This is a genomic window from Aliiglaciecola sp. 2_MG-2023 (genome assembly GCF_030548145.1).
Taxonomy (GTDB): Bacteria; Pseudomonadota; Gammaproteobacteria; order Enterobacterales; family Alteromonadaceae; genus Aliiglaciecola; species Aliiglaciecola lipolytica_A.
Genome location: NZ_JAUORY010000033.1, coordinates 1 through 16,931, shown reverse-complemented (window position 1 = coordinate 16,931; position 16,931 = coordinate 1). Strand labels below are relative to the sequence as shown.

At 41.1% G+C, this 16,931-nt stretch carries 13 protein-coding genes and 1 pseudogene; 4 read left to right on the top strand and 10 right to left on the bottom strand.

Features of this window, described 5'->3' with window-relative positions:
- Positions 1–13: 13 nt before the first annotated feature.
- The 8 genes from Q4567_RS20890 to Q4567_RS20855 all read right to left on the bottom strand — a co-directional run bounded on the left by Q4567_RS20890 (position 14) and on the right by Q4567_RS20855 (position 11,347).
- The gene (locus Q4567_RS20890) at positions 14–4,480 is read right to left on the bottom strand and encodes an ImcF-related family protein (protein WP_303502195.1); all 4,467 of its coding nucleotides are present in this window, start codon (positions 4,478–4,480) and stop codon (positions 14–16) included.
- Complete coding sequence (locus Q4567_RS20885) at positions 4,464–5,585, bottom strand: MoxR family ATPase (RefSeq protein WP_303502192.1); 1,122 nt, start codon at positions 5,583–5,585, stop codon at positions 4,464–4,466. Before Q4567_RS20885 ends, Q4567_RS20890 begins: the two co-directional genes overlap by 17 nt.
- Complete coding sequence (locus tag Q4567_RS20880) at positions 5,578–6,567, bottom strand: hypothetical protein (RefSeq protein ID WP_303502189.1); 990 nt, start codon at positions 6,565–6,567, stop codon at positions 5,578–5,580. Before Q4567_RS20880 ends, Q4567_RS20885 begins: the two co-directional genes overlap by 8 nt.
- Positions 6,568–6,581: 14 nt before the next feature.
- On the bottom strand, positions 6,582–6,974 hold the full coding sequence (locus tag Q4567_RS20875; RefSeq protein ID WP_303502186.1) for a hypothetical protein: 393 nt from the start codon (positions 6,972–6,974) through the stop codon (positions 6,582–6,584).
- A gap of 326 nt (positions 6,975–7,300) precedes the next feature.
- Positions 7,301–7,777 carry a hypothetical protein gene (locus Q4567_RS20870; RefSeq protein WP_303502185.1) on the bottom strand — a complete coding sequence of 159 codons (477 nt, stop codon included), beginning with the start codon at positions 7,775–7,777 and terminating at the stop codon, positions 7,301–7,303.
- 209 nt (positions 7,778–7,986) lie between these two features.
- On the bottom strand, positions 7,987–8,466 hold the full coding sequence (locus tag Q4567_RS20865) for a hypothetical protein (RefSeq protein ID WP_216047178.1): 480 nt from the start codon (positions 8,464–8,466) through the stop codon (positions 7,987–7,989).
- Between the two features lie 2 nt (positions 8,467–8,468).
- The gene (locus tag Q4567_RS20860; protein ID WP_216047177.1) at positions 8,469–9,587 is read right to left on the bottom strand and encodes a hypothetical protein; all 1,119 of its coding nucleotides are present in this window, start codon (positions 9,585–9,587) and stop codon (positions 8,469–8,471) included.
- A 1,226-nt stretch (positions 9,588–10,813) separates the two neighbouring features.
- On the bottom strand, positions 10,814–11,347 hold the full coding sequence (locus Q4567_RS20855) for a helix-turn-helix domain-containing protein (RefSeq protein WP_216047176.1): 534 nt from the start codon (positions 11,345–11,347) through the stop codon (positions 10,814–10,816).
- A 112-nt stretch (positions 11,348–11,459) separates the two neighbouring features.
- On the opposite strand from Q4567_RS20855, the gene Q4567_RS20850 reads away from it, so the two are divergent.
- The 4 genes and pseudogenes from Q4567_RS20850 to Q4567_RS20835 all read left to right on the top strand — a co-directional run bounded on the left by Q4567_RS20850 (position 11,460) and on the right by Q4567_RS20835 (position 14,829).
- Positions 11,460–11,852 carry a hypothetical protein gene (locus Q4567_RS20850; protein ID WP_216047175.1) on the top strand — a complete coding sequence of 131 codons (393 nt, stop codon included), beginning with the start codon at positions 11,460–11,462 and terminating at the stop codon, positions 11,850–11,852.
- 557 nt (positions 11,853–12,409) lie between these two features.
- Positions 12,410–12,481: pseudogene (locus Q4567_RS20845) on the top strand (Mobile element protein); the annotation flags it as partial.
- A gap of 249 nt (positions 12,482–12,730) precedes the next feature.
- Positions 12,731–14,002: a serine hydrolase gene (locus Q4567_RS20840; protein ID WP_303502183.1), complete on the top strand. Its 1,272-nt coding sequence runs from the start codon at positions 12,731–12,733 to the stop codon at positions 14,000–14,002.
- Positions 14,003–14,376: 374 nt separating this feature from the next.
- On the top strand, positions 14,377–14,829 hold the full coding sequence (locus Q4567_RS20835; RefSeq protein ID WP_216047173.1) for a serine hydrolase: 453 nt from the start codon (positions 14,377–14,379) through the stop codon (positions 14,827–14,829).
- A 173-nt stretch (positions 14,830–15,002) separates the two neighbouring features.
- Here Q4567_RS20835 and Q4567_RS20830 read toward each other — a convergent pair whose 3' ends face one another.
- The gene (locus Q4567_RS20830; RefSeq protein ID WP_303502180.1) at positions 15,003–15,503 is read right to left on the bottom strand and encodes a hypothetical protein; all 501 of its coding nucleotides are present in this window, start codon (positions 15,501–15,503) and stop codon (positions 15,003–15,005) included.
- A gap of 14 nt (positions 15,504–15,517) precedes the next feature.
- A complete protein-coding gene (locus tag Q4567_RS20825; protein WP_303502178.1) occupies positions 15,518–16,396 on the bottom strand; it encodes a hypothetical protein in 879 nt (292 codons plus the stop codon).
- Between the last annotated feature and the right edge of the window lie 535 nt (positions 16,397–16,931).

Genomic DNA, 16,931 nt, shown 5'->3' with positions numbered 1-16,931 from the left:
TTCTCTGATCCCATTACTCCTCAGTTTGAAAAACATTTTGGGGTAGTGAGACATTTTCAAATAATTTCCCCACAATAAATTCAGAAGAGCTTTCTTGAAAGTTTAAATCCAATACCATTTGTTGATCGATTTTGTCGTTTTTAGAGCTAATCACTAACCTCACCATTTCACTCGAACGCGTGAACTGCATTTTGTTGTCTTGCAAAAATCTAAACCACGCCCAATCTCCCACAAAACTTTTAGTGGAACTGGATTCTTTGCTGATTGAATTAAAAGCATATCGAATATCGTCAGTTTTTTGGTTTTGAGAATAAAACGGAAAATAAAGCGCAATTTTTTGTTGGCGCTGTGGTCCATGTGCATAGGTCAAACGTTGTCCGTTGAACTCCAAGGTGAATTGCTTAGAATTTGAAGTTAATGTTACGGGTCTAAAGTCGATAATAACACGTCCATCTTTCTCGATTAGTGTCAAAAACTCAAACCACTTACTTAATCTTTCATAAGATACAAAAAATTCCTGACTAAAGTCCATACTCATGCCTGCAACAATGCGGTTCACCACTCTGTTATCAACATTATCTACAAACGGAGCTACATACTCATTCTCAAAACTCTGATATGCACTGTTTGGACCAAACAAAGCAACCAGATCAGCATAGCTGACGTCTTGTTTTGCACGTTTATTAAAGGGGTAATGGTTTACTATATTCTTGCGATAAACGGCAAGAACATTTTCTTGCCACTTCTGGTTAATGTGTATTCTTGCTCGGTAAAAAACATCACGAGTTGCATTATCAGTAATACTGATTAACCACTTGTCAATCGGCGCAGGTAGGTTTCTTGCGCGAAATTGATTATAAGCGGAAAAGGAAATGCCTCTACCGTCGTACCCCTCTTTGATATTAGTAAACGCTGCTTTATTTGGCGAATTAGATGTATAAATTTGGATAAGAGCTTCTTCTATGCGCGCGATGGGCTCTCCAATGTTGATCATGTAAGCAGCTTCATTTACAAACAGCTCATGTAGTTCTGAAAATTGTTGTTCGATGCTATTCGCTAACACATTCGGTGGTTCTAATGCTTTTAAAGCAGACTGCAGTTTACTGGAGCTGGATTGTTGAACTTGCATAGCTTGGTCATAGTCAGCACCAGTGTAATTAGTTGATGAAAACTGAGTGTGACGATAAACGAGCTTTAGTAATTTAAATATATCCGATTTTTGGCGGCTTTTTAATTCGGCCAATGCATTTAATTCATCCGCATATTGACTAAAGTTCTTAATCTGTAGACTAGATAAAATAGACTGCCATGTAGCAATATATTCTTGCGCGTATAGTTGCTTTATCTCGTACTCTAATTTAGCTAAATCCGCGTCACTAAGCGTATCAGCCGCGTCGCTCAGCACCCACTGTTCAGATTTTCCTTGTGAAATGAAATCGCTAAAATTAATATTTTTGTACCCCGACTCGGTAAACAAAATAGGAATTGTTAACTTTCGCTGTACAATTTCATTTAGCTCAAATAGGGTTATTTTTTCAGCAACAAGGTAATCATACAACGAATACACTTTGCGATTCTCTTCTGTCGCTTTGAGTTGCGAGTAAATCCTTTGTGCTAAAGGCATGCGTAATAATGCTTCACGCGCAGTGGCAACTAAAGCTTGGTCAAGTGATTGCTGCTTTAACTCAAGATTCAAAAGATCATCAAAATAAGACAACGTGATCATTTGCATATTGACACCTTCGTTTCGCAAGGTTGTTGCTAGCCAACTACGCAGATAACCAGCATCAAACCTACTCGTGTTTTGCAGCATTAAGTAAGCTTTAAGCGTTTCGTAAATAGTAACTTGCTGTTCTTGTGCATTGTTTCGCAATAGCCAATTTAAATTTCCAGCAATCAAGTGTTCTAACCTAGGTAGCAGTTCGATAATCAGAATGTCGTTGTATGCGGCTTCGTCGTCTTGATTTTCTTGCAATAAATTAAAAACAAAATCACGTTGCCTATACCATTCTTGAATATACTGTTCAGAAGAAGTTAATAGTGGGTTTTGCGCCACCTCTGTGGGTAAGCGTATGCGCACCACCCTGTTAACTAAATTCGAAGCATCATCCTGCATCTCAATCGGTAGCTTAGTTTGTTTTGCGTTCACTAACACGAATTGCAACTTCAGTTGATCATTGGTTAGATAATCAATACGCGCCTGGATCTGTTCTGCAACCGCTAAGTCATCAGTGATAATCTGCCCTTTTCCAATAAAAGGTTGCTCATCAATATTTGTTTTATAAAACTTAAAGCCCCATCGTTCCAGATTACGATTTAGCGCTTCAGAAAACTGCATATTTGTGGGGTCAGTTTCAATTATGATGCCGGTCTGAATGTTGTCCGTGTATTTATCATTGATTCGTTGTTGCTCTTGATACGACAGGTAATAAGGCCAGCTAAACCACAAAAACAAACTAACAAGCAAAACTGATGAAAAGGACACGTAGCCAAAGCATGAAGACTGGGTTATTTGGCCAAATTTACGAGCTAGTTTATTAGGTAAAATAAAATCCAAACGACTACGCCATCCTCTTAGCGCTTTAATCATCAGCGGATCGGAAGTTGGGTATGAATGGCTTTTAAACGGTTTTGGTGAGTCAGAAGTATTGACGTCTCCTGGAACCTGAATTCCCAAACCATGCTCAGGAGTACTTGCAAGCTCAAATAAGTTGCGATAAATGTAACCTATACGTTGAAATTCGTCTTTACTCAACTCGTCGAGCAAAACTGCCCTGACGTATGTCGGCATTTGACCTTGCTGACTCCAAGGCAGAGCACTTAGCTTTAGCAAGCGTTGCTCTCGCTCGATTGGATGCGCGTCGGGAAATAACTTTTGTTCAAGAGCAATACTTAGATTGCCATTTATTTCCGGGTAAGCTGCAACGCAACCCAACAAAAGCATTCCATCCTCATGAAGGTATTCCCGCAATTGTTCGAGCAGTTTAGGTAGTCTTTTTTTGTGTGCTTTTTCAGCGTCATTTTCTAGCCAGAAGCTTGCATCCTTCAATTGCACTGGGAATTTCTGTTGTAAATAACCGGAATACCAAACACCTGATTTATTGGGATTGTCTGTTTGTAACTTGCTAAACCACTGCGCTGATGCTTTGACTCCTGCGGTTTCCAGTGGGGCAACGGCGAAGCCGCTGAATGCAATTTGACTAAGTGCATAACCCCAAGGTTGTGGTTGGTTAGTTAGCCATACCCGTTGTTTCCAAGCTTTAAAAAGCGAAACCCATTTAGCCAGCTCACCGGATAGACGATTTACTAGCTTGTGTCCACTGCTTATCACAATTAATCGACTATCTGGATACTTGTGCGCCAATGACTGCAATGAAATAGCATGAGACGTATCTTTTTCAAAACACCAACTGGGATCACCTTGAAAGTGAAATGCACGAATGTGTAGATGCTCTAGTTGGAGCCTCACTAACAATGAATCGGCCAATGCAGCGCATTGGTCATTGATGTGAGAGCGATCAATCAAGACGAGGTATTCTGGTTGAACATAACGTTGTTGAAGCGTTGGTTTAAATAACCCAGCATTACGAATGGTAGCAATAATCGTTTTATCTGCATCCAATTTGCGAGTGGAACGCAAAATACTTAAACGCAGCAAGCTACTAAAATCAGCTAATGCAAATGGCATAGATTCGGTAGTCTTAAGTTTCAAGTAAACCAACGGGTTACCGCGCTGATTGTTTTCTTGACGAAGCACATAACGTCGATTCACTCTGGTATAGATACGAATTACTAACCATAGTAAAAGTGGCACAGTAGTTACCACATATTGCCATCGCGAAATATCGTAAAGTTCTTCTGGGTTTAAGCGTATCGGTTCAGGTGTGTATCTAAAGCTAGCAGGCTTGACAATTTCGGGGGTAATGGTCGCGGAAGTAGTAGACTGCTCAACAGTTGCGCATCCATCTGGGCTATTTTCGCAGGGTTGCTGTTCTGGACTGAGGTCTTCAATAACGTCAGGCGCTGTAGTTCGAATCGTCACATCTGAACCGGGTGGTGGTGGTGGGGGTTCTTCAAGGTTGAGTAATATTATGACGCAGGAAATAAATATGACTGTCCAAAAGCTGATTTTACTATAAAAAGGTTTAGGGTCTGGACTCGTTAAGGTAATTGAATCAGGAAGTACAACTTCCAATTTATCTAAATCGGCCTGTTTTTCTAAAGCCCAAATATCAAACAACTCTTTAAATAAATTTTGCTCTTGCTCAGACCGGCAAAATAGCGGGCCAAGTAAATTTCTAAGTTCGTTTGCAGATACGGGTGGGTGATTTTTGTGCTGTAAATGAAGTAACAGGTCGTTAGCGGCTAACCAACGGTCTGGGCCAATAACTATTCCTTTGGCAGTGAGTAGATTCTGCAGCTCAGCAAAATGCTGATATAAATACTGGCATTGCAGCTTTGCGCTATTTAGTTGATTCACTGGATGTGCTTATCCAAGCTTGAAACAACGAATCTGCACGAGATTGATCTTCACGAGTTTTAAGTAAAGTCGTTTTAAAGCCCAAAATACAAGTCTGGTAATCCACTTCAGACAACCCAGCAGTGCTTGGAAACTTGCCACTAGTAGCTTGTGACAAAGCGTGCTGAGAAATGTAGCTCAGCCAATTTAATATCTCTGCTATACCCGGCTGCTTATATAACCCTTGTTGCTCTAACCTCAAAAATTGGCATAGACTGATCGCATCACGCTGCAAAATCGGCAAATCAGCAAACCTTTTGCCTAATCGACTAGTCACAATACTTTGCACCGTTACTTGAGTGTCATCCTCCGTGCTAAATGGCGGAAAAGGTAGATGAAAATATACACATCGGCGTAAAAACGCGCTGGGAAGATCACGCTCTGAGTTACTGGTTATAATTACCACGGGTTTATGCGCAATCTCATTCCCCTCGATAGCCACACGCACGCCCCCTAACTCGGGAATAGCAAATTCTAAATGCTCGATTTCATTTAAAATATCGTTAGGAACATCACGAGGCGCTTTGTCAATTTCGTCAATCAATACAACCGAACGATGTGCCGTTTCTGGTAAGCTCGCTAACTGACTATCCGTTAACAAACCGCTTGGAAAGTCACCTTGTTTGCCTTTCGCTCGTAAAATTGCCAAACCCAACGCTTGATAACGGATAAATTGATTTGCACTGACTAATTCTTGGTTGGGACTTTGGCTTGCTTGCGAAGCATGAAAACGACCGACCGTATCGTAATTGTAAAATAAATCTCTAGCTTCTGTATTTGACTTCACCGCATACTTTAACACCTCTGCATTTCCGTCTTTATTATAACTGGGAAATCCTAGCTCCCAGGCGATACGTCTTGCGAGCTCACTCTTACCGCAACCAGGTTCGCCAGTCAGCAAAAGAGGCATACCTAATGTTAGTGCCACGTTTACGGCAGCCGAGAGTTCGTTACTGGCTAGGTAATCCTGTGGGCGCGTCATCGCATTCTGATCAATAACCGGCAGATTAAGATAATTGTTTTGCGGTTCATCTAAGGTGCCGTCAAAAAATCTTGATTTAGTCAATTTCGCCCCTCCAAGCTTGTTTAAATTGTTCACAACTAATCAAATCATCACGCAATTTTCGGTGTTCAACTGAATGTTTATACTGTTCCAATTGTCTGCGCATAGAGACTTTCAAGTTCTGCCACCAATCACCATTTCGTTTTTCTTCTGTAAGACCAAACTGCAGCGCTTCTATCCATTCATCTATTTCATCGGCGGTAACCCGCTGTAATGCGCCAAAGAAAGCATCTGGATACTTTGTCGATAAACGTTTATAGGTCTCGTATTCCTGCTCTGTCGGTGAATTCAGGTCTTTTTTACAGAAGCGTAATACTTTTGCAAATAAACTCCTTGGCTCTTCAACAACACAAAATACTAAGCCGATAGAAACTGGGTTGGGGCTGTATTTACGCAGGTTTTGATGAATGGTTTCCCAGTCATTTACTAGAGATTCAAGATGATTCAAATTGGTGGTATTCCAATTCAAAGCAGAAATGTCATACCTTACTACGGCTCGAAAATGCGCTTGTTTGATAGAAAGACAAAGCAGGTGTGATGTAATGTCTTCTTGTATTTGCTGAAGCGTGCCATTAGACGGTTGGCTAAACCCCTTTATCGTTTGGTCCCAACAACTAAAACGCGTGCGCCGCTCGAAATGTTGTTCTTGCGGCCAACTGACACTGGCATAACTTGCGGTTTCATTCAGTCGAAAATCCAAATGATTTTTCAGCCGACTCCATAACCCGTTATGCCAGTCTTGTTTTCCTCCCAAAATAAAAATTGTTGAGACTTTATGTTGCGAAAATTCAGCCGCCAAGGTAGGAAAAATGCTCACTCTATCGTAGTAAGCAATGGCTAACTCGAGATCAATTTCAGGTTTGTAAGAAAAAACTAAATTAGGCGCAGCGGGCGCTGCATAATAATGATTGTGCTGTACATTTCCATCACCAACTTGAACCCCTCTAGCGTCGGTGATAAGTGTCTTAGGTGGCTTCCCGTCCATAGATTTCTTTCCCTTTAAAATTGATTATTTTGGGTATTTTTGTCGCCTATCTGAACCCCTTTAGCATCATTTAAAGTAACGTCATTGCGACTTCCACCTTGCTCGATAAGTGACTTTAATTGTGTTGCTTTTGCTAATAATTCTGGCGGCGGCTGCGGTAATGCTAAGGCTAATTTTTGTTCAACAATGGGTTGAAAAACCTGTGGATCTTGCTGCAGATTATCAAGCAATACCTGAGCTTCCATCTGATTCGATGTTTTGTCACCCACGTCCGAATTCGTCCAATGCTTAATAACAAGCGCCTTAAGAGCTTTATAGCCATCAACGACGGCTTTTTGACTAGTATCTTTTAAGCCTGCAGCTGCACCAGCAGCTAATGCTCCAGCAATTAACGAGATGGGTTCCATTTAAGCGCTTTATATTGTTAGTAATCAATTAGCTAAGTATTGACCATTTTGAAGATATTTCATACTAAAATTGCACGTTTTTTAATCTCTAAAAATAATAGGGAAATAATAGGGAAATAATGGGGTTAGTGTAAATTAATAGATGTTACAGCAATGATCGGTAATAAAAATAATTGCCCTGAAGGAGAACAACGATACTTTTATCTGGAGCCGATCTGGAAGACTTTAAGTCGAACGACATCTAAATACAAAATAGTTTCAGTGAAGGAAAACTATCGAATTGAAGAAAACTAGTTTAAATGCAAAAAAGGGGACATTTGCCCTCTTTATTCTAATAACTTTCCCTGTTGCTTGCCGCCAACGGGCTTAAAACCAAAGTTAGCAATTCGTTTATTCGCCTCGCCGTGTTGTTGCCAAAAGACAGTCGCTCGGTGATTACGCACCTCATGCATGACTGCATCATAGGTTAGCATCATCGGAAAAACACTTGCACCGTTAGGTATATCCACCATTAATTGAGAGACCAACAAAACATAAGTGCCTAGGTGGTCTTGCATCTCTTCCTTCAATGATGCGCTAGATAACGTCAGTGGCAGATCACTGGATTGATGTGCGAGCTTAATATGCTTTTCAAAATACGCCGCAAGGTGATCAAAGTTCTTTCCAGAAAGCTTGTGTCCATTAGCTTCCCCCATGAGTGTTTTAAATCCAGGATCAGCAATAATCAAGTCTTCCAATGCAATTTGTAGTGATAACTCAAGTTGCTCGCCATCCTGAGAAAATGTTAACTGACTCCCAGGCAATGCTGTAATGGTCTAATTTTTCAAGACACTTTGTTGGAGGCATGATACCTAAAACCAACTACGCAAAAATCAAGAAGTACTCAGCCGAATATAAACTAGAATGTGTTGAGTTAATCACTGCTCAAGGGTATCCATGCACCCATGCTTCTTTAGTAAATTGATTTCATCTTTCATAAATCCAAGTAAAAAATAATTATATTAAAATTGTACTATTTTTTGCCGTGCTCTCGTCTTTCTCTTTCACGGTCTCGCTCTTGCTGCCTTTGTCGCTCACGTTCTCTTTCCAACTGGCGTTCGGTTTCACGTTGTCTCTCACGCGCCCGCTCCCGTTCTGCGGCCAATTCGGCGTCAGTTTTTCGTTCACCACGAAGCCAAGGACGTTTATGTTGTTCTTCAAATTCCGAATCAACACGAATTTTATTTTCTTCAACCCAACGATATAAGTTCTCATTCGAAAAAACATAATTAGCGATAGGTTCGTCTGCAAGCGGACCATTATACCTGCCAGCTTCTGTTTCTAATGGGGGACTATACGTACCATCATTATATTCAATATAGATTACGTAACGGTAAGAGCCAGATCGCTCTGTGCGAATTGTTCCGATAGCGGGAGTTGCAGGGTCTTCATACATAAATTTAAATCCTGCTTGAATTAACATTTGTTCCGCTTCTTCAAATGGTATTGCCATATCTAACGCTCCCTAGTTGGAATTTTTGTATCTGCTTTAGCTAAGGGTACTTTTATTGTTCGCTCCCATTTAAATGTAGATTGAGTATAGTGTTTGTCAGCTTCACGCAGCGGAGGATACTTAATTTTTTGTTTTCCATTAAGATCACGAGCCGGCGCGTTCGGTCCAAATATATCTGCTGGCAAAAACACTGGCGCACCGGGGTCGGTAATATAGAATTGTTGGTTCATCATCGGAGTCAGATCGCGACTGAATAAAGTGGCAATAGTGACTTCAATGGTTACTACAAATTCAAGTTCATCTGAAATATCTGGTAACTCCCAAATCCCTTGACATGCTAGCGGCATATCGGAGGTTGCGCGCTGAGGTAGTTTTGCATTTACCGGAGCACTAGTATAATCGTCGTACTCTATTCCCCCACTTAACATAGACATTCGAATACTGTGTTTGGTGGCAAATTCATTTGAATCTGAGCGCACCATGTAGTCGGTTAATTCCATGGAGTTACTATGCGAATAATCTGCGGATATTGCACCACCGGCGGTAGCATCTGTACCAAACATTCCTAGGTTAAACGAATAGCTAACAGAGCTAGATGTTGACGTACTTCCCCTTTGAGTATCGGTCAATGGGGCGTGAGTTACTAGTCTAGCTTTATCACTGTCCTTGAACTGCATTGAGACGTCAATTTTTTCGATAAAAGGCCTCGTTAAATGAAACCAATTCGGAAGATCTTCGCCGCGTCTTCCAGTTTTTTCCTGAACTCCCCACAGAATTTCTATTTGGTCACCGGCAGTTGGATTGCCATTATTCATAGCCTCTCCGGTTGCTGAAGGTTGGCCAGGAACTACTCTTGTGCCGTCGGTTTCACAGGTAAATACTTTTATAGGTGACCCTAATTGTCCTGGAGCGATTAAAGGAGTAAAGCGCCAAAGCTGGCATTTCAGATCAAACAATACTATTGGTGTGAGTTTGAAGTTGGCAATATGTTTACGAGTTAATTGATCGTCGGAAACTACTGTAAGTTCTTTGTTATATACGTGACTTTCAATGGGATCTGTTGGCATTGCACCGACCCACTTATAACTATAATAGGACGCATCATTAGAAGGGAGGCTCATTATACTTCCTTGTTGAACAAAAAATGAACACTAAGGTTAGTATAAATTTTGGGCCTAAACAACGTAATTATTAAGTCAATTTCGTAAAGCGTGGGATTTAAAATAGTTAAATAGAAAGAGTCTATCAATCGTAAGCGGCGAGAAAAGACTGAGTTATAAATATCAACTAGGCAGCGAACTATAAAACCTTAGACAGTAACTAGAGGATATTAAGCGCCGTAATTAACATGAACCGAATTAACATGGACAGCCACAAACTAAACTCTTAGGAAAATAGAATCACCTATGCTTTAGTCTGCGTAATTCAAGGCGTGAATGATGCCTCTGGCAAGGAAGCGACAAATTAACCTATCCGATACCCCATATTATCATTGCGTATCCCGCTGTGTTCGATGGGCTTTTTGTGGTCTGCGAGGTCAGATCCGTTGAACACAACTTATATGGACAGTCATCTTAATTTGAGTCCAAAGTTTCGTTCTTGTGGGCTGTGTTTATTCGATTCTAATGCCAATTTCATTAGTGCGAACATTGTAACTCTACGTTAAAAGGTTGCCTTGCCTGCACGTCTTTTTCAGACACTTAATAAGTCAACTATGTTGAGAAGATTGCTTAGCTGTGAGGGAGGGTAATCATGATGGCTTTTGCGGTATTAACATGGCTGTCCAATTAAATGCTTCCTAGAGTTATTTAGGTCGGTTGTTTCCGAATATTCTGCAAAGCTATCTATTGACTCATTTGGTGATTATTTAGGCATAAGGTTACACATGCCTAAATTTGTATTAATGATAAAAGGTACCTGTGCATTTTAACTCGGTTGATACCCTAAATCCTTCATATAGAGTATTGATTTTTTCCATTTTATCTAATGGCTTTCACAATAAAAAAGATTCCACTGTATTGCCGACATATCAAAACTTATTGGCACAAATTGCTCATGTTTTAGTATTAGAAACGAAGATTTTACTAATCTAATAGAAAATACAATAGCGTAGCTAGAAGAATAAACCTTAATAACTCAAATCTTCATATGCCAGAGGCCGGCTATTAAGTAAGTCTCTGCGCTTTTTCCAGTTTGGTATATGTTTATTCATAAACAGGATTATCAAGGCACATATTGCAAGATCGAATGACATTATTTGTTTGATTCAATTGCCCATTTGCAAAGGATGAGAATATCGCAAAAATTTTGTCATTTACAAATTTAAACTTCATTCCTTTGAACATTGTTATTCCGAGCTATCTGTAGCTGACATCATTCTCCCATACAGCATTTTGTCCTTGTCGTTGATATCCCCGCGGGCACATTTTGCTGTGACCCCAGGGCCTACTCGTAATGTTAAGTTACCTAGGTTTAATGGCTTCCCACAGCAGGAACAGCTCAATTTTGGGTTTGCCACTTGGCCACATTCGGTGTGTACATATTCCACAGGAACACCGTCAGCATCACACATCCATTTGTCACCCCATTGCGAGAGGGTGATCAACACAGGATATAGATCTAGACCTTTTTCAGTTAGGCGATATTCAAAACGATTGTAATTCTCGTCGTACAGATGTTTATACACCAAGTCTTCTTCTATTAATCTGCTCAGCCTATCGCTGAGGCGATGTTTAGTGATGCCCAATGATTTCTGGATATCGGAAAAGCGTCTTAGTCCCAGGAAAAGCTGACGGACAATCAATAAGGTCCAACGATCGCCAAACACTGAAGACGCTTTGGCAATAGAACAAGTTTGAGTGTTGATGTCGTCCCAACGCATAAAAGTGTTAACCCAATAAATAAATTATTCATATATTTTACTTGACAGGTTCTATTTTGCAACCTTATATTAAGGTTCCAAAATGAAACCTTTAAGGTGCCTAGGAGGCGATATGAAAAAATTAATCAAATTCAGTTTGGTAGCAATAATCTTGCTTACAGCTATAACTGTTCGAGCCAGCGACAGGATGAGTCAAACAGAATTAAAATTGTCAGCTTTGCAACTGTGCAGGCAGGCGGCAGTTGATACTTACGGTGTAGATGCAATTGTTTCGGTACGAAAACGAGTAGAGTGGCAACGAGACACCAGTCGTCGCTTATGGTTCGACGGACTTCGGGCTAGCGTTAGAATGGTACTTCGGTTAGATGAGGTTCATCTGGCGCGGGTAATGTGTTTAGTTGATCAGCAGCAGCGTATGTTGCTTACGGTAGTGAAGGTTAGTCCTGACGGTGAAAGCGGGCTGTTAGCTACCAGTAAGATTAAATCAAAGTATTTAAAGAATTAAACACACATTATCAAAGTCCAAGTAATCAACGAATAATAATCAAAATAATCAAGACACCCATTGCAAGACCGAATGAAATCAATTGCTTGATTCAATTGCTGGTTTGCTAATGATGGAGTCTTGATTATTCTTTATGAACAAATTTTGGATTATCACCAGATTTTTAAAAGTAGTCAGCCCTAGCCTGAAAGCCTATTTAATTGCGGTTTCAGTTTAATGGAATGACCTGCGAATCTAAAGAATCTGTTATATCTCAACTTATCTGCCTATCCATCTAGGTCATGACACTACCAAACTTTCTACGGCTAATTTCGCTGTTAGGTTACATGCTTGTAATCCAAATGAATAAGGGCACAGTCTTAAGGTGTGAGTATACGATACATCGCGAATGCGGTTGTTTGCTTGACTCTCGCGGCTTGCAGGCAGCTGTTTTTAACTAAGCTGGTAAAGGGATAGTCGTCAATTTCTTACAACATTTAACATGGACAGCCACAAACTAGACTATGAGAAAAATAGAATCACCTATGCTTTAGTCTGCGTAATTCAAGGAGTGAGCAATGTCACTGGCAAGGAAGCGACAAATTAGTCTACCAGATAGCCCATATTATCATTGCGTATTCCGCTGTGTTTGATGGGCTTTTTGTGGTCTGCGAGGTCAGATCCGTTGAACACAACTTATATGGACAGTCATCTTAATTTGAGTCCAAAGCAGACGTTTTATCCGCTCTGGTCGCGCAAATTTTTAGTCACGAAACAATATTTCACTCAATTTAAACCTGCACAGCAAACAAGCCAGCAAGCACAAAGCTCAAAAAGTAGCACCTGTTGCATAGAATAGTGTTGTCAACTACTCTTAATCTTAAAAAAGGGGATACACCGTGAAGACACACTTTTCGAAAAATGCCTTTAAAAGAATACGTTTGTTGACCATTGGTGGCTTGGCGTTTTTGACGGTGGCTTGCGTTGCTTCTAAAAACGAAGACGTCTCCCCAGTTAGCACTTCCGAAAACGTTCCAGATATTTCATGGCCGCAGGAAGAATGGGAATACTCTTCCCTCGCAGCGGAAGGTTTCAATCCCGAGCCCGTTAATCAGTTCATCGAAGATCTGGTAGCCGGAAAATACGGCCGGGTTGATCATTTTCTTCTCATACGACACGGCCGTATCGTCGCCGAAAAAAAGATCGAGAGGGACTATGCCGCGTTGGCGTCTAGCCTTGATCCAGATGAGCGATTAACGCCAAACTTTAGCAATCCAATCTATAATTACGATAATCCTGAACTGCACCCTTATTATCAGGGAACCGATCTGCATACTGTCCAGTCAGTCACGAAAAGCATTAATTCCGCTGCATTTGGTATCGCTGTCGACGAAGGATTTATCGAAGGAACCGATACATTGGCATTGTCCTTCTTAAATGACTATGAATTTGATAAGTCTGACCCGCGCAAAGCGCGAATTACGATTGGTGATCTCCTGACCATGCGTAGCGGTATCGCGTGGGATGATGAGAATGGTTTCGGCTCTGAAACCGACAGTACTTACGCCCTTGAAAACTCCGAGAATTGGATCCAGTTCATCCTTGACCAACCTATGTATGCAGAGCCCGGCACAGTCTTCCAATATAATGATGGCGTGAGCGTTCTTCTTGGAAAAATCCTGCACGAAGCGACTGGTCAACGCGTCGACGCTTGGGCGAAGGAAAAGCTCTTCAGCCCAATTGGTATCGATAAGTTTCATTGGAAAATCACGCCCGATAACGAGGTCGATACTGAAGGTGGACTTTACCTGACAGCACATGACATGGCGCGGATTGGCTATCTCTACTTGCGAAATGGGTTATGGGACGGCGAGAGAGTCATATCTGAAGAATGGGTTCGCAGTTCTGTAACACCTTATAATGCGGATGCCTCGAGCAAGGCGAGCGATAATTCCACTGAATACGGCTATCAATGGTGGATACCCAATCAAACAAACGGAAGCACAACGGTTTTCGGAGGGTATGGACTTGGGGGACAGCGGATCATGGTGTTCCCTGAATACGACATCGTTGCTGTGTTTCAGGGGTGGGACCCTGTCGCCGAGTATTGGAAAGCCAGTTACGCCTTCCAAACGATTGTATTGCCAGCGTCTCTCAAAAAAAACGAATAGATTGAAAGACTACCAAGTGGGGATAAAGCTGATTTTCTATATTGCTACGATCGGCGTGTCTCCTGATACAACAATAAAGATTGCAAGTAGCTTGCAACGAATTACACAGAATTACATGGACCGTCACAAACGAGACTATGAAGAGCTGCGGGGTCAGGTTCGTTGAAAAAAACTTGTTATGTACAGTCATATTAATTTGAGGCTAAAGCCTCGTTCTCGCGTAAGCACTAAAATCAAAAAATTGGTTTCTTCTATGGTGTTTTGCCGTGCTAACTTAGTGGACAGACTCATTAAATAACTACAGTGGAAGTTCCGCGTATGACTTTGAAAATGCCGATATCTGGAGCCAATTTGTGCTCAGCTAGCCAATGGAAATGGAACCTGGAAAGTTGTTTGAGTATAACAATGGGGCAAGCGCTCTTCTAGGTAAAATCTTTGGCGTAGCAACGGGAAAAAGATTGTGTAAATGGGCCGCGGAAAAGCTATTCGGACCTATTGGTATCGCGTCTTATCATTGGAATATTATGCCAGATAAAGAAGTCGACCGCTTGGGATGGCTTTATCTCTCAGCTCATGATCTAGCGCGGGTTGGACTTATGATGTTGCGCAATAGCAAGTGGAAAAGTATTGTAAGTGAGAATTGTGTTCGCCAAACAACAACGAGACATGTGGTTGATACTTCACCAGATAACGGTGAAAGTAATAGGGGGTATGGATATCGGTGGACACCTGGAAATGTAAAGGCTGTACCCTTTTGCTTTTTCTGCCTATGGTTTTGGTGGTCCGCGTCTCACAGTAATTCCCTCACTCGATACCATCATCTATGAATGTTAATTGCACAAATCTTGGATTTTACAAGGCATATAAGTTAACGGCGGGGCAGGTTTAACTCTACAGTTTGGTGATTATAAAAATGCTTGGAAAGGTCACTTCTAGCAGCGGATTTTCACTTTCCAACTATTTGAAAATAGGCCAGCGCAGTCTGGCCTATATGGTGAGGCTAAATTTTCGTTTCGAAAATTTGTTTTCCGTCTTTCACCCGTTTTATGGTAATCGTCGAAGCATCGATTGTTTGGCCATCTTTATAAAGGGGGATTACTAGATCCCAAGCCACATCAACGCCCAGAGAGACATAATGATAAGGAACTTCGCTTTGATCATCGTTTTCTACTTCTAAATAACCTGGGTCATTAACAAAAAATGTATTTTTCGGGTTGTTGTCAATGATCACCTGCCAGTCTCCCATCTGTCGCGTAAAGACTTTGGGAGCAACGGATTTGATAATTCGTGAACGCACTAGTTCTGCATTGACCGCTTCACCTTTGTCATATTTTAAGTTGATATTTAAAATCGCTATGCGTTGGTAATTTGCAGGCTTTGCCATCGGTTTATGCTGTTTTGCGGGTTCAAATTTAGGTGTTTCGATTGGCATCTGGCTATTCGTTTGCGCTAATGGCGAGGTACTCAATAAAGCCGTTAAAATCAGTAATAGATATCTCATGTTATATTCCTTTATTAGGGACGATTCCAATTATTTGGTGCAAAGATTGCGGGGGGGCCTGTTGAACTTGAGCTAGCATGTGGAAACGAAAGATAAGCCGCTTCCATGATCACCCAGTCAGCTGGACCAAATTCCCAAACTGTATTTCCCCCTGATAACATAATTGCATTGGTCGTGATATTGCCTTCTGAACGCCACCAGTCGTTTCCATCTCTATCTGAAACGAAACTTGTACAGTTTCTCCAAGCCGCGTTGATTGGATCATTTTCACATGCAGTCTCAGTTGCATACAGAATAGGTACGTTAGTACTGTAGTTTGAATCACAGCAATATTCGTCGGGCAGGGCAAACACTGCGTGTGAAGTTTCATGAACAATAGTTCCATAGCTTGTCGGCTCTGCAGTAGCGAGGCCGGATGCTGGGTTAGCACAATCGCGTAAGTTATTGCTGTGTATCAATATAGTCGCATCGGCAAAAGCGCCGTCTGAACTAATAGAGCTAGGCCATGTCACTGAAGGACAACGAAAATTCCCTTCTTCATCAGGCTCGTTTTCTACGACACTTCCAGATTCGAGAGTGTAATAATAATTGAAGCGCCCTAGATTGAAATAATACGCTTGGTTTTGCCAGTAGCTATTTTCAATCGCATTGGTTAGGTCATCTACAAAGGCTTGACGATTGGCCAATTCAGCTAGATCACCATAGGATGCATCGGGAACAAATAGTATATTGAACGCGTCATCCATATCTGGTTGAATGACAAATAATTCATAAATACTAGAACCCGAAATTGGATCGTCATCTTCTGATACGTCGACGTTTAGAGTGCACGCTGACAGCCCAAGTAATAGCAGCGCGTATGGAAATAACTGTATATATTGAATAAATTTCATAACTTCTCCCTGTTATATTTCTTAACTATTGGATACGGATAGACTTCAACCGTAATATAAGTAGATAAAAATCATCTCCTTATTTGGAATAGTGTAGTTCATATCGTCCAAATAGCTCATTTTTTGTACAGTTTTGGTGGGGTTTATACTCCGGCAAATTTTTCAGCCGTTTCCAAAAAGTGCAATATCCCTTAAGTTGACCAGATAACCTGAGCGCCAGAAGGTATGGCTCCAGCCAATGGCAGACCACAATCAAAAGTGAATCCATGGGGGATCAATATCTACAAGAATTATTGTTCTGAGGTTTTTACTGAGTTCGTAAAGCAAAACGTAGATGGGGTTAGACGAAACGTCCACGAATCATGTTTTTGGATAGGAACTATCAAAGGAATAATGAGGAAGGAATAATCAGGAATAATCAGGACACCCACGTTAAATCATAGGAAATTAAAACACCTATAACCGCGCATTCATGGGTGTCTTGTTAAAATCTAAAGCAGCACAAAATAATCAGGACACCCACGTTAAATCATAG

Bases quoted from the DNA above. Each gene is read 5' to 3' on its own strand.
- Q4567_RS20880 (WP_303502189.1), bottom strand. From the start codon at position 6,567: ATGGACGGGAAGCCACCTAAGACACTTATCACCGACGCTAGAGGGGTT.
- Q4567_RS20875 (WP_303502186.1), bottom strand. From the start codon at position 6,974: ATGGAACCCATCTCGTTAATTGCTGGAGCATTAGCTGCTGGTGCAGCT.
- Q4567_RS20865 (WP_216047178.1), bottom strand. From the start codon at position 8,466: ATGGCAATACCATTTGAAGAAGCGGAACAAATGTTAATTCAAGCAGGA.
- Q4567_RS20860 (WP_216047177.1), bottom strand. From the start codon at position 9,587: ATGAGCCTCCCTTCTAATGATGCGTCCTATTATAGTTATAAGTGGGTC.
- Q4567_RS20855 (WP_216047176.1), bottom strand. From the start codon at position 11,347: ATGCGTTGGGACGACATCAACACTCAAACTTGTTCTATTGCCAAAGCG.
- Q4567_RS20850 (WP_216047175.1), top strand. From the start codon at position 11,460: ATGAAAAAATTAATCAAATTCAGTTTGGTAGCAATAATCTTGCTTACA.
- Q4567_RS20835 (WP_216047173.1), top strand. From the start codon at position 14,377: ATGGAACCTGGAAAGTTGTTTGAGTATAACAATGGGGCAAGCGCTCTT.
- Q4567_RS20830 (WP_303502180.1), bottom strand. From the start codon at position 15,503: ATGAGATATCTATTACTGATTTTAACGGCTTTATTGAGTACCTCGCCA.
- Q4567_RS20825 (WP_303502178.1), bottom strand. From the start codon at position 16,396: ATGAAATTTATTCAATATATACAGTTATTTCCATACGCGCTGCTATTA.